Below are 13,695 nucleotides of genomic sequence, written 5' to 3'. Positions count from 1 at the left end.
GATCAAGGTTCTTTCATCAATTTTTCGAGACGTTTTTCTTCATCTTTATTTAAGGGAGATGGCTTCAACCCTTTTTTCCTGAAATTTATGAGAGCTATTAGACACCCTGTCAAAAGGGCAAGTAAAGGCATAAACCACAATAACGCGGTTGCAAGATTAAGGGGAGGACTTAACCGCACGAAATTGCCGTAACGGTCAACCATCCATTGGATGATTTGATCATCGGTTTCACCAGCCTGAACATGTTGGCGAACGACTTTTCTTAGATCCCTTGCCAGTTCGGCATTACTGTCTTCTATGGATTCATTCTGGCAAACAAGACAGCGTAATTGCGAGCCAATTTCTTCGGCTTTTTTTTCCTGCCGTTGGTTTGGCAATATTTCATCAGGGCTGTCGAGACCATAGGTGGGAATAGAAAAAAAGTTAATGATTATCAGGACAAGAATGATAACTAATCGCATTGATCAAGTCCCTACAAGTGAAAGCAGGGATGAAACAGCAGTTTTATCCAAAGGTTTGGCATAATGCCAACGTATAATTCCCCCCGGGATAATAAGAAAACTTTCAGGCACGCCAGAAATTCCCCAATTGATTCCAATCATCCCCTCATCATCCTGTCCTAGATATTGATATGGATTTTCATGACGGTTTAGAAACTGGTCTATCGTATTATATTTGTCTTTATAAGCTATGCCCCATATGGAAAGCCTGGTGGAAAGCTGATTCAAAATTGGCATCTCACTGATACAGGGTAGACACCATGAAGCAAAAAAATTGATTAATACGGGTTTGTGCTGTTGCTTTAACAATAGACTGTCAAAATTTTTGTAGGATAATATTGGCTTGAGTTTGAAATTTGGAATAGGTTTGTTCAAATTGGGAAGTTCTATTTTATGCGGATCGAATTTTCCATTTTTTAAACTGGAAAGCATCGTGGCAAACCCTCCACCTGCAAGAACGGTTGCACCCAGTGGTAATCCCCATATCAATCGTCGTCGGGTAATGGATTTCATGATGATTGTTCCATATTTTGCATAGAAAATTTTTTATTGTTCTTATTGGCGCAAAGATCAATAAGGGTGATGATACCTCCTAATATCATAATGAAACCACCGATCCAGATCCAGGGTGCCAAGGGGTTGAAATGTAATCTCAGGACATAGACGCTAGCTTTGTCATGATTGTTCCTGTTATCTCCAAGAACAGCGTACAAATCAGCGATAAAATTGGTATGAATGGCTACATCTGTTATGACCTGTTGCTGGCGAGGAAAAAAATGTCGGGCAGGAAACATCCAGCATATTGTTTTATTATGTCTACTGATTTTAAGAACCGCCTCCTCGGATTGATAGTTGGGTCCATTTCTTTTCTGTACAGATTCTAGGGTCCATTCATAACCCGCCAGATGCAGAGTTGTCCCAATAGGTACCTCAACAATTTTTTGTTGACTATAGGCCATTCCCACAATCCCCAATAAGGTAACAGCAACGCCAATATGAGCAATATAGGCAGCATAAAAGGATCTGGGTAAATTTTTCATCCGGCTGATATTATTTTTGAAAGAGGTATGAAATAAAGATAATTTACCGCTGAAATCTGTGAGGGCACCCATGATTACCCAGAATGAAACCCCTGTCGCAATCGCTGGCAAGAAACGATGTAAATAAATAAAACTTGCGATAACGATAATGATCGTAATAATTCCCATAATGGATAAAGGACGAAGCAAATTTTTTATTTTTGCTTTTTTAAATGCCAACCAAGGTGCAAATGCCATAAAAAAAATAGCAATAAGGGCCGGAGGGATAAAGGTTTTGTCAAAAAATGGTTTTCCAACGGAAATAGTCTCTCCATCAATCATTTGTAAAACAGGAGGGTAGAGGGTGCCAACCAAAATAATGGCAGCCAGGGAGCAGAATAATATATTGTTGAGAATGATTGAGCCTTCTCGAGATAAAGGCGCAAATAATGCCGTGAATAAAAGAAGTGGAGCCTGCCACGCAAACAGAACCAAAGCGCCTCCACAAATAATTGTTAGTAATACAAGAATGAAAATTCCACGGGTTGGATCTGATGCAAATGCGTGTACGGAATTTAATATGCCAGAACGCACCAGAAAAGTTCCACATAATGCAAGAGAAAAAGTTATAATGGAAAGAAAAATCGTCCATGCTTTCAGGGCTTCACGTTTTTCAACGATCAAGGCTGAGTGTAATAAGGCGGTTCCCGTCAACCATGGAATTAATGCGGCATTTTCGACAGGATCCCAAAACCAGTAGCCTCCCCATCCAAGAACATAGTAGGACCACCATGATCCAATTGCTATACCAGCGGTAAGAAAAACCCATGCAGTAATAACCCAGGGTCTAATCCATCGTCCCCAGACTGCATCAATTCGTTTTTCCATCAATGCGGCAACAGCAAAGGCGAATGGGATTGAAAAACCTACATAGCCAGTATAAAGAATTGGGGGATGAAACGCCAATCCCGGGTCCTGAAGTAGCGGGTTCATTCCTTGACCTTCCATCGGGGCAGGCCAGATTCGCAGGAAAGGATTTGATGTAATCAGGCAAAAAAGTTCAAAACCAGCTGCGCATCCGCCAAGAATGGCAATGATTTTTATTCTCAATGAAAATGGAAGATGATGACTGAAACTTGAAAAAAGAACCCCGAAAAAGGAAAGTATAAATGCCCACAAGAGAATTGAGCCTTCGTGATTTCCCCATATGCCTGTTACTTTATAAAGAATGGGTTTGTCACTTGCACTATTCTGTAAGATATTTTGCACAGAAAAGTCATTATTCAATGCTGCTGTAACCAAACAAATAAATGTTATCAACAGAGTGAAAAACTGTCCCCATGCCAGGGGGGACGCTAGATTCATTAAATGAAAATTATATTTTTTGTTTCCTAGTAATGGCAGAACAAATTGAGCCCCCGCCAAACAGCAGGCAAGTGCCAATGCAAAATGACCAAGTTCGGGACTTAGAAGAATTGAAAACATTTGTCATTCCATTGCTTATTGGGGTTTTATCATGTGGTTCCAGCTGTCTGGATCGGGTGGTGGACCAAAACGCGGATCCCACTTGCCATTTTTGCGCAAAGCGTCGGCGATTTCTTTAGGCATGTAAGTTTCATCATGTTTGGCCAATACTTCAGTGGCGATGAATATTCCTTGAGGATTTAAGTAACCAATGGCAATAACGCTTTGTCCCTCTCGAAATAGATCAGGTAAAATGCCTCTATATTTTATATGAATGGCGGCTTTTCCATCTGTAATATCAAATATAGCCATTGGTGTGTGATGGTCATTCTGATGATGAAGGGAGTTGGCAACAACCATTCCTCCCAATCGTATTGTGGTAGAATTAGATATGGATTGGTTTATGAGTTGGGAAGGAACTTTGAAATAGACCAAGTTACTTGAAAAAGCTGATAAAATCAATGTGATTGCAATCGCGAAGCCCATCATGCAAGTTAGAATTATCCATAGACGTTGAGTTTTACGTTTCATGATTAAGTTTTTTCATAATGTCCAGTTTATTTTTTGCCTGGTGAAACCGTCTATAAGTGGTAAGCCATAAAGCCAAAATAGTTAACAGGGTAATTCCATAAGCGGAAATCAAGTAGGGGAGATGCGACATGATCATTGCATTGACAAAGATTGTGAATTGATAAGTAGGCGATGGATCTGGTTTTCAAGAATGGCGGTTCGCATTCGTGTAAATAGTATACCTATAAATCCAAGGGAAAAACCCAGTGAACAGAAAATCAATGGGGTAGCAATGGAAAGAGTGATTGAAGAGGCATGGGTTAAACTGAATGTATTTGGCTGATGTAATGTGTTCCACCATTGAACACTGAATTTGATTATAGGGAGATCAAAAACGCCTGCAAGGGCAAGAATGGAAGCTGCCTTATAACCCTTTTGAGGTTCATCAAAGGCATGACATAAAGTGATATGTCCTAAATAGAGAAAAAACAATATCAGAACTGATGTTAATCGTGCATCCCAAACCCACCAAGTGCCCCACATGGGTTTTCCCCAAATGGACCCCGTTATTAAACATAGGGCAGTTACAATAGCTCCAACAGGTCCAATTTCTTTGGCCGCTAGATCGGCTAAGGGATGTTTCCAGACTAGGGATGAAAAACCGCAAAAAGCAAGTAAAATATAACCGGCACTGGCAAGCATGGCCATGGGAACATGAATATACATAATTCTTACGCTATCCCCTTGCTGCCAATCTGCTGGGGAGATAAAAAGGCCCCATATTATTCCAATGACGATGAAAAGCAAAGCAAACCCGTTGATCCAGGGCTGCAGTTTTGTCGTAAACTGAAAAAAAATTTTCGGATTTGCCAATCGATTGATTGAAAAAAATCGATTACTTCTTGGTTTTGATAGAGTTCTTGAATCAGTCATTGAAAAATAATCAGGGTTTATGGAAAATAAGAGGATATTTTATATTTAAAAAACTGGCAAGCTTATCCATTCTTGGTCATAATATGTTTTTTTATTTATGATTTGTAAAGTAGTGATGGGAGAACAAATGTTATTTGTAATAATGTGTAATGACAAACCTTCGTCTCTAGAAATGAGAATGGCTGTTCGCTCTCAACATCTGGCGTATCTTAAAACTTATGAAAAACAAATAAAAATTGCTGGTCCCTTATTGGATAATGAGGGAAAAAGTTGTGGCTCACTCATTATTCTGAATGTAGAAGATCGTGCAGCTGCCGAGGGATTTGCCATCAGTGATCCTTATGCAAAAGCAGGTTTATTTGAAAGTGTCATAATTCGTTCCTTTAAGGAAGTTTGTTCCGAAGGTCAGATGATTCGAAAATATATTATGGAATAATTGAATTTTCACAATAATAAATGATAGAACATTATTAATGTATTTTATATCTATCAACGTTATATATCATTGGGATTTTTTATGAAAGATTTATCATTGTTACAAAAAGTTGTTATACCATCAGGAATAGCACCTTTAGGATTATATATAAGGACTCGTTATCCAGAGTTATGGTTTTTACAACCTAATGAATTAATTTTTCAAAAAAGGAATGTTGAATTCAAGATTGATGAACATATAGCATTTAACACATTTTTTGGTGCGTTTTCACTTACAACATGGATGAATAAACCGGATATAAAAGAAATTGTAATTTCAATTCAATTTTCAGGTGAAGGAATTGTTACCATATGGCATGATAATGGTTATGAGCCTCCATTTTATGTTATGCAAACAGCAATTAAAGGTCAAAACCAAAAAATTGATTTGACAATAGATTTAAAAAAACTATCGGGGAAAACAGGAATTATTTTTCCAGAGATAACAATTTTAAGCGAATCTTTTTCAATATCTAAAGTTTTTTATTTTACTACACAAAAACCAACAAATAATGTACGTATGGCTTTAATAATGCCTACTTTTAATAGAGAAATTTATGTAAAAAGAAATTTAGAGATAATTAAAAATTCTACATATGATGAACTCGATAATAAAGTTTCAATTTTTATTATTGATAATGCTAATTCTAATAGTTTTGATGATATAGAGTATGAAAATGTAAATATAATAAAAAATCGTAATTTCGGGGGAGCAGGAGGATTTGCTAGAGGTATATTAGAAGTTTTAGATAGTCAATCTAATTTTACTCATGTATTATTTTGCGATGATGATGTATTAATTGAGCCTGAAGTAATCTGCAGAGCTTTTCATCTTGCAAGTTTTTTAGATGATAAAAGCATTATTCCTGGTGGAATGATGAACTATGGTGATCGAGGACGTTTACATGAAATTGGAGCACAAGTCAAAGGTTTTGATTTTAGTAGTGTAAAACCTAATTTGGATTTGACAACATCTTCTGGTGTAATATTTTATGATAAATTAGAATATAGTACTTTTTATGGTTGGTGGTTTGTAGTTTATCCAAAAAAAATTATTGAAAATTTTTTACCTGCTCCATTTTTTGTAGGTTGGGATGATGTTCAGCAAGGACTTGTTTTACAAGGAAAAGTCGATATCGTAACATTAACGGGAATTGCAGTTTGGCATGAGGAGTTTACAAAAAAAGAAGTTAATTGGAGATGGTATTATCATATTCGTAATGGATTAATTGTTAATTTTGTATATGGAAAACCACCTATATTTAAAGAAGCATTAAATATATTTAAATGTCTTTTAACCTATAGATATGAACGTGCAGAATATTTATTGGCTGGCATAAAGGACGCAATGAAAGGGCCAGAGTTTATAAAAAATTTAGATCCTGAAATTTTTCATCAGGATCTTGTAAAAAAACAAAAAAGTAAATTATTAAATATCCGTCAAGATCAGATGGATATGAAAGATTATAATCGTTTTATAAAGTATTCATTTATAAGAAAATTATTTATAATTTTAACATTAAATGGACATTTGTTACCTTTAAAATTAATGTATAAAGCTGAAACTCCTCTTGATCATGGATGGGTCTTAGAACCGTTACATAGCTTTAGAATAAGTGCTATTTTTAGGTGCCCTAAAGTAATTTATTATGAAAAAATTTCTAATATGGGTATAACTTGTGAAATTGATTCAAAACGTTTTTTTAATCTGTGTAATGAATTGTTTCTTACAATAATTGAATTATATAAAAAGCAATATATATTAAAATTTAAATGGAAAAAATCATTTAACGGTTTAATTACTAAACATTTTTGGAAAAATTATTTAGGATTAAAATAAAATATTGTTTTAATCTTTATAAATTTAATTATACCAATAAAAGAGTTTTTGGGTGAATATTGTAACGATTCCCCACAAACTCATTGTCATGAATGATAATATCAAAAGAGCGGCAAACATCAAATCTGTTTGAAAACGGTTGTTGGCGTTTTGCATTAAATATCCCAAACCGGAAGACGCGCCGACCCATTCTCCAATGACCGCACCAATGGGAGCGATAGCTGCCGCGATTTTCAAACCTGACGAAAAAGCGGGTAAAGCAGCAGGAATACGTATAAATAAAAGTTGTCGTAAGGCAGATGTATTCATGGTTTTGCTTAAATCAAGATATCCTTGAGGTGTTCTGTTTAGACCGTCAAAAAAGGATGAAGTTACGGGAAAAAAAATCATTATAACGGTCATTACAATTTTTGAACTTATTCCGAAACCAAACCATAATACGAGTAAAGGGGCTAGAGCAAAGGTGGGAATTGATTGACTGATAATGATGATGGGCATTAACCAGTGACGGAGAAAAGGAACAAGTATCATAAAAAGAGCAAGAAACATTCCAAAAAAACATCCAATTACCAACCCTATTATGGTTTCTTGTGTTGTTGTAAGCGTGGCTTGCCATAAAAGCTGATGATTAATGTTTAGAGCTTGAATGACCGCTGAAGGTGAGGGTAAAAGATAAGCGGGGATGTAATTGAAAAAACTGATCAACCACCAGATAAAAATCAAGCTTCCGATTAATGAAACAATGCGGATACTTATTAAAAAAGATTCATGTAAATGAGTTTTCATGATTGTGTTTTTTCTATCAAAAGAGATAATAAATGGGCTTGGGCCTTTTGTAAGTCGAGATTTTCCAGCGGATGAGGTATAGATCCAGGAACTACCAAAGAATCGTATAGTTTTGCAGGAGTTCCTGCCATAATCTGAATTTGTTCTCCCAATCGACAAGCTTCGAAAGGATCATGTGTGATAAGAATAACTGTTTTACCTTTCAACAATTTTGCCGTATAGGTTTGCATGTTGGTTCGTGTTACACTATCCAATGCTGAAAAAGGTTCATCCATTAAAACGATGGGGCGATTTTCGTACAGTGTTCTTGCAAGAGCGATACGTTGACGCATTCCGCCAGACAGTTCGGATGGATATGCATTTGCAACATGGGATAAGCCTACTTGTTCAAGGATATCTAAAGCTTTATGCCGATTTGGTTTTTCACCACGGAGTTTACTGCCTAGGGTGACATTATATAGTATTTTTGCCCAAGGCATTAACAGATCCTGTTGTCCCATATAACTGATCCGTTTTGATAAAGATTTGTTATCATCCGCTTTTACGCTTCCCAGCTTATAATGTTGCAATCCTGCAATAATTTTTAAAAGACTACTTTTACCCACACCACTTGCACCAAGAATAATACTGAATTTTCCGGCTGGAAAAACAGTGTTTAGATTTTTGAACAATTGACAATTATTGAAGGTTAATGAAACATTCTCTATCAAAATGCTTGGGGGATTGGAATCAGACATTATTTTCAGTTAATCCAAATGGAATTGAAATGCGAGGAGGAAAGGCAAGCTGGTAATCTCTTCCACGTTGCAGTGAATAATTGGGATTATAAAATGGATCATAATTTATGATTTTAAAATGTTTTTTTTTCAGGGAAAGAATTTCCTGTCGTTCTTTTCCGGCACGTTCACCCTTGTAATGATTTCCGAGTGAAAGAGATTCGTAATGGATCAGTTGTGCATTCTGACACTGGATGATATGATATTTTTTCTCTCTTAAACGTAAACAGAAATCAATATCATTATATGCTATTTCAAATGTCTCATCAAATCCATTAACCTCGTTAAAAGCCAGACGACGAATAACCATACAGGCACCTGTCACGGCACTGACCTCATGATCATGCGTCAGGTAAAAATTATCTGACTTATGAAAACGACCGGCATGTTCACATAAATTAGCGGCACCCATTATAACGCCCGCATGCTGAATATTTTTATCAGGATAAAATAGTTTTGCACCAACAGCGCCTACTTTTTCATTTTGCATATGACCCATCATTAAGGATAACCAGTTTTGATCCAGAGGTTCAATATCATCGTTTATTAGGGCTATAAAAGGGTATTTAGAATGCCTGATGGCAACGTTGCAACTTTTCGAAAAATTGAATTGATCTGTTTTGACAAATAGAACTTTTAAATATTTATAATACTGGAATGAACTGAGAAATTTTTCTTGTTGTTTTGTCAACGGTTTATTTTGCGAGATGACAAGAATAATTTCTAATTTTGGGTAAGAGGTTTTTTTTATTAGTTTTGTAATACATTGATGTATGGTTTCGGAACTGAGGGTTGTCGGGATGATGAGACTTACGGGATTTTGATAATTTATATAATTTATATCAAAGGGAAATATATGCGTATTAACACTAAATTGCCAATTCAGCTCAGTTTTGAAAATTTTGATGATTTCAATTATTTCATTTTTATCATGTAATGATACTTTTGCAGTCCTATGACTTAAGATCAGAGGGACATGATAAATAAAATGATTTTTTTTCCATAAATAAAGGGCCAAAGCCATTCTAATGGCATAAATGGAACGAATTGGAGAATCAAATTCTTTTATGAAATCATCAAATATATCTTTTCTGATAATCCATATATCTTGGGTAAGATAACCTGTCAGTAGAATCGATAAGTTAAAATTTTGCTTGAATACAGGGTTGCTGTGTTCATTCAGATTATTGATTTCATCTGAATCAGCGTAAAGTGCGGCCGGATAATGTTGACGAGTAGCCTGATCGGCAAAAACAGCCAAACTGTGTTCTTCTAAAACTTCGTTTGAATTTTTAAGAATGATATAATGTGCTTGAAAAGCTTGGGGAGTGGTTCTTCCTCTAGTATTCGGATGCTGGTAAAAATTGTTCCAGTCAATTTCCATGGTTTTACCATAATATGTAAATAATGAAAAAACAGGCCATAGATGAATATAATTACTTTCATATAGTTTCTTTATCTCGTTACTATTCCAGTTTTCATATAAATTGTACCAATATTTATATGGTAAATTAGGAAAAAATATTTGTTGATTTTGTAATAATCCCATTCGAATACGTTTGTTTAGATGAATGAAGGGATAACAAAAAATTTTTATAAAAGTAAAAGGATTTATAATAATTAATATTAAAGCCGTCGTTAAGCGGCTCAGAGCCCGAATTTTTACTGATGAAACTGATTGTAAAGCGGAATTAAAAATTTTGGCGATTGGATAGATTCGTAAACAGTTCGTTTTCTCAGGAAGATAAACAAGAGATACACGCCAAAAGTTGGGAAGAAACCTACCGGAGACAAGATAAGTTAAAGGTTCAAATGTTGGGTCATCCCTATGGTTTATATATAGATACAATGGGATCGTTTTGGGTAATTTTTTATGTAATTTTACGGAAATCAGGCACCATTTTTTTTGATATTTAGAGGGTAATAACCTTTCAAAATAGAAAAAATCTCGGAAAAGTGACATCTCATCTCACGTTTGTTATTCGACAATTATTTTAAATTATAAAATTATTAAAAACTTAATTTGGTTTATTTTAACATTTTTGAATAAAAATTGAAATATTTGTGAAATTATATTTCAATCTTAAGTGGCTTATAAATGGGTATTGAGCTTATTTTCGTCTAATAAAATTATATAGGGGTCATTGATAATGGTAAACAATATTGAAGCCGTACAAAGTAACCTCTCATATGGACGTAAAAAAGGGTTTTTACGATCATGTACAATGGGTATTCTTTTTTTGAAGATCTCGATTTCATTTTCTTATGCAAATGTCTATCAGACTAACCGATGGAGATCAAATATAACTCCTTTTTTAAATAAAGAAAAAGAAGAAAAAAAAGATAAAGATGAAAATGATCAACAGGCTGAATATATTTGTTATGAAAAATCCATCCGTTGCACAATGTGGAATGCGGATAGGGTCGTAAATGTTGATCCATATAAAGACCTTCATTATCAAGTAGGTTATTCAACGCTTGCCTTTCCAAAGGGAAGACCGACATTTTATTCAGCGAGTAAAAAACTTAGTATCGCTTTTGGTCTTTATATTAATTACGACATTGGGGCTTTATTAGGTCCAAACAAACGAGCGAATGGACCAAAAGTTTCAAGTTATCAAGGAACTTTACGTCGTGGACGTCCGATTATTGTTGTAAAATATACTGATTTCGCCTTAACGGTTACACCAGATATTGGACGTTTTGGACTTGAACATCATGATCTGTTCGGAGCGGATTTGAAATATACAGGTATTAAGAATCTGGTAATTGGAGGGGGTTTACTCCAACCCACTTTATCAATGTTGGATTCTGAAACTTCCAGGGGATTTTTTCTTGCAGAACGACCCATGGTTATCGATATGTTAAGAAATGTTGCCGGAGGGGAACCTCGTGCTGGTTTCAATGTTATTCATTGGGGGCAGCGATACCTTATCAGTGTTGGCTATACAGGGCAACGCGTTGGTAAAAAATTTACCAATTTTCAACAGGGGCAGAAGGGAGGCGTTTTAAGATTGGCGGGTCGTCCAATAGCTTCAAGAAATATTGATCTTCATTTGGGCGTAACAGGAACATTTGCCGTTCATGGTGAAAATAGAAAATATTCTATTGTAAGTTATAATGAATCCCGTCTTTTCCCTTCCGCGGCAGATTTTAAGACAGGAACCATCAATGGTGTCAACAGTATATGGGCTGTAGGTCCTGAATTTGCCTTACGATGGAAAAGGTTGATTTTTCAAGGGGAATATTATTCATTTTTTATGCCAAGAAAGAATGAGGGATATGGACATAATGATAATCTTCATTTTTGGGGATGGTATGGAAGTTTAAATTACGCGATTTTCGGGGCTCATCGTCATTATTTACCCTCTCGCGCTATTTTTGCAGCACCAGAAGGTTCACTGTTTAATCCTGCCGCTGGGGATTGGGGAGCTTTGGAATGGTCAGTCCGTTGGAGTTATCTGAACCTCAATAGTCATGCTGGGGATTATGAAAATAACAAATATGCAGCAGGAGTGCAAGGTGGAAAACAGAAAGTCATAGCAACGGGGTTTAACTGGTATCCGTCACCACATTTCAGGGTTATGATTGATTATAATCATATAATTTCATCACGTGCTAGAAACAATTTATGGCATTTAAGAAAAAAAGATAGCAATCTAATAATTTCACGTTTACAACTAACTTTTTAAGGTTTTAAAGTGCTATTTTTAAAATTTATTTAACATGAAAAATTATTTTTTCTAAATATAATACTATATTTTAACGTAAATAAAAATATATTACAAAAATATTGTATACATAATCAATACTGGATACATTAATATTTGAAAAAAATAATTGAAAATTCTTTCAAAGATTAAACAGGTCTTTATTAAAGAAAATCCATGGAAATTGTAAAATGCGAAAATCTTATGAAACTTCTATGGCTTTTTCAAAATTCGGGATTTATTCAATATCATTATATTTTTTATTGAATTGGGTTTCAGCCGCGAAAGCCAATGATGATTCTTTATTCCAAACAAATCAGGTTACTTATTTAGATCCTTATAAAAATATAATTTATGACATGTGTGATTTTAAAATCAGCTTTCCCAAAGGTAGATTTTTATTAAATTCAATGAATAATCATTTCAGTCTATCAATTGGAACGTCCATTCAATATGATATTGGTGGTTTCATAGGATCCGATAAAAAACATAATCAACCCGATATGGGTGGGTCACAGGCTGTATTGAGGCGTGCAAGATTTATCATAACAATTGCCTATGATAACTTTAAAATTATTGTTGCTCCTGATGTTGGACGTGGTGCATTGGTTAATGATTCATTTCATGAGATTAATCTTAATTACATCGGGTTTCATCATACAGATTTATCCATTGGTTTGATACAACCATCAGTCACTTTGCTGGGATCTGAAACATCTGCAGGATTTACCCTGGTAGAACGCCCCATGATCATTGATCTTGTAAGAAATATAGCTGGTGCGAATGCCAGAATAGGATTTACAGCCTCTCATTGGGGAAAAAATTATTATATTGGCGCTTCAGTTACCGGACAGCGTTTTGGTAAATTTTATCAGGATTTTCAAAAGAATCAAAAAGGGGGAATTATTCGTGCTGTCATCCATCCAATAGGATCTCAAAATTATGATTTGCATATGGGAGTGAGTGGAACGGTCGCATTTCATGGAGATAATCGGAGATATTCCATGAATGCACTGCCAGAGGCCTTTATCTGGCCGGGGCGTTCCTATATTCGTACCGGAAAAATTAACGGGGTAAACAATGTTTGGGCAATAGGTCCTGAATTCGCCTTTAGATTCAACCGTTTTATTATTCAGTCAGAATATTACTCAATTGATTTGCAAAGAAATTCGGAAAATAATTCACGCCGATCAAATTTAAAGTTTGCTGGATGGTATGTCAGTACAAATTATGTCTTGTTCGGTCAACCAAGACAATATTTTTCCGAACGTGCCTATTTTTCCGCACCAAAAAATGCGCTTTTTAATCCAGCGGTAGGGGATTGGGGAGCACTGGAATGGACAGCACGCTGGAGCACCATGAATTTAAACAGCCATCGATACGATTGGGATAATGGCAAACCAAAAAATATACATGGTGGAAAACAGCACGTTATCGCAACAGGTTTCAATTGGTATCCAGCTGATCAGATGCGATTTTCGCTTGAATATAATTATGTTTTTGCCACTCGTTCAAGAAATAATTATTACAATAGTGCTGGTCGTAAAAGTAATATTCTTATTTCTCGTATCGAATTTAATTTTTAGAAATTTAATTCTCCCAAGGGCTTGATTTTTAGAGGTAAGGCTTTAAGCTGTTCTTGAGAATATACAAATTTAAAAGGATTTGAATGATTATTCATTA

General features: G+C 35.3%; 13 protein-coding genes. 4 read left to right on the top strand and 9 right to left on the bottom strand.

Annotated features, from left to right (window positions below; all coding sequences use genetic code 11):
- Positions 1-2: 2 nt before the first annotated feature.
- From H3R33_RS05140 to H3R33_RS05115, 6 genes are read right to left on the bottom strand one after another with little or no spacing between them, the layout of a single operon-like run.
- Positions 3-461, bottom strand: coding sequence for a cytochrome c-type biogenesis protein (locus H3R33_RS05140; RefSeq protein ID WP_122123330.1), 459 nt, complete (start codon positions 459-461; stop codon positions 3-5).
- A gap of 3 nt (positions 462-464) precedes the next feature.
- A complete protein-coding gene (locus H3R33_RS05135; protein WP_155565206.1) occupies positions 465-1,013 on the bottom strand; it encodes a redoxin family protein in 549 nt (182 codons plus the stop codon).
- Positions 1,010-3,004, bottom strand: a complete 1,995-nt coding sequence (locus tag H3R33_RS05130) for a heme lyase CcmF/NrfE family subunit (RefSeq protein WP_155567907.1) — start codon at positions 3,002-3,004, stop codon at positions 1,010-1,012. Before H3R33_RS05130 ends, H3R33_RS05135 begins: the two co-directional genes overlap by 4 nt.
- Positions 3,005-3,019: 15 nt before the next feature.
- The gene (gene ccmE / locus H3R33_RS05125) at positions 3,020-3,514 is read right to left on the bottom strand and encodes a cytochrome c maturation protein CcmE (protein ID WP_198184811.1); all 495 of its coding nucleotides are present in this window, start codon (positions 3,512-3,514) and stop codon (positions 3,020-3,022) included.
- Positions 3,504-3,644: a heme exporter protein CcmD gene (locus tag H3R33_RS05120; RefSeq protein ID WP_198184812.1), complete on the bottom strand. Its 141-nt coding sequence runs from the start codon at positions 3,642-3,644 to the stop codon at positions 3,504-3,506. The genes ccmE and H3R33_RS05120 overlap by 11 nt, the downstream gene beginning before the upstream one ends.
- A 2-nt stretch (positions 3,645-3,646) precedes the next feature.
- Entirely contained in the window at positions 3,647-4,426 is a 780-nt protein-coding gene (locus H3R33_RS05115) for a heme ABC transporter permease (RefSeq protein ID WP_198184813.1), read from the bottom strand.
- A 127-nt stretch (positions 4,427-4,553) separates the two neighbouring features.
- Here H3R33_RS05115 and H3R33_RS05110 point away from each other — a divergent pair, with 127 nt between their 5' ends.
- Positions 4,554-4,862 carry a YciI family protein gene (locus tag H3R33_RS05110; RefSeq protein ID WP_155569045.1) on the top strand — a complete coding sequence of 103 codons (309 nt, stop codon included), beginning with the start codon at positions 4,554-4,556 and terminating at the stop codon, positions 4,860-4,862.
- An 81-nt stretch (positions 4,863-4,943) separates the two neighbouring features.
- Positions 4,944-6,740, top strand: a complete 1,797-nt coding sequence (locus H3R33_RS05105) for a glycosyltransferase family 2 protein (protein WP_198184814.1) — start codon at positions 4,944-4,946, stop codon at positions 6,738-6,740.
- 24 nt (positions 6,741-6,764) lie between these two features.
- On the opposite strand, the gene H3R33_RS05100 is transcribed toward H3R33_RS05105, so the two are convergent.
- Genes H3R33_RS05100 through H3R33_RS05090 form a run of 3 tightly spaced genes read right to left on the bottom strand, consistent with a single transcriptional unit; the run spans position 6,765 to position 10,265 of the window.
- A complete protein-coding gene (locus H3R33_RS05100) occupies positions 6,765-7,526 on the bottom strand; it encodes an ABC transporter permease (protein WP_198184815.1) in 762 nt (253 codons plus the stop codon).
- The gene (locus H3R33_RS05095; RefSeq protein WP_122123338.1) at positions 7,523-8,263 is read right to left on the bottom strand and encodes an ABC transporter ATP-binding protein; all 741 of its coding nucleotides are present in this window, start codon (positions 8,261-8,263) and stop codon (positions 7,523-7,525) included. The genes H3R33_RS05100 and H3R33_RS05095 overlap by 4 nt, the downstream gene beginning before the upstream one ends.
- Positions 8,256-10,265: a glycosyltransferase gene (locus tag H3R33_RS05090; protein WP_198184816.1), complete on the bottom strand. Its 2,010-nt coding sequence runs from the start codon at positions 10,263-10,265 to the stop codon at positions 8,256-8,258. The genes H3R33_RS05095 and H3R33_RS05090 overlap by 8 nt, the downstream gene beginning before the upstream one ends.
- Positions 10,266-10,452: 187 nt before the next feature.
- On the opposite strand from H3R33_RS05090, the gene H3R33_RS05085 reads away from it, so the two are divergent.
- Both H3R33_RS05085 and H3R33_RS05080 read left to right on the top strand, forming a co-directional pair.
- Complete coding sequence (locus tag H3R33_RS05085; protein WP_155565214.1) at positions 10,453-11,994, top strand: OprO/OprP family phosphate-selective porin; 1,542 nt, start codon at positions 10,453-10,455, stop codon at positions 11,992-11,994.
- 209 nt (positions 11,995-12,203) lie between these two features.
- Positions 12,204-13,598: an OprO/OprP family phosphate-selective porin gene (locus H3R33_RS05080; RefSeq protein ID WP_198184817.1), complete on the top strand. Its 1,395-nt coding sequence runs from the start codon at positions 12,204-12,206 to the stop codon at positions 13,596-13,598.
- Positions 13,599-13,695 lie beyond the last annotated feature (97 nt).

Origin of the sequence: Commensalibacter sp. B14384M2 (genome assembly GCF_016101865.1) — a bacterium.
GTDB lineage: Bacteria > Pseudomonadota > Alphaproteobacteria > Acetobacterales > Acetobacteraceae > Commensalibacter > Commensalibacter melissae.
The sequence above is the reverse complement of the archived record's forward strand: the minus strand, read 5'-3'. Positions and strand labels throughout refer to the sequence as shown.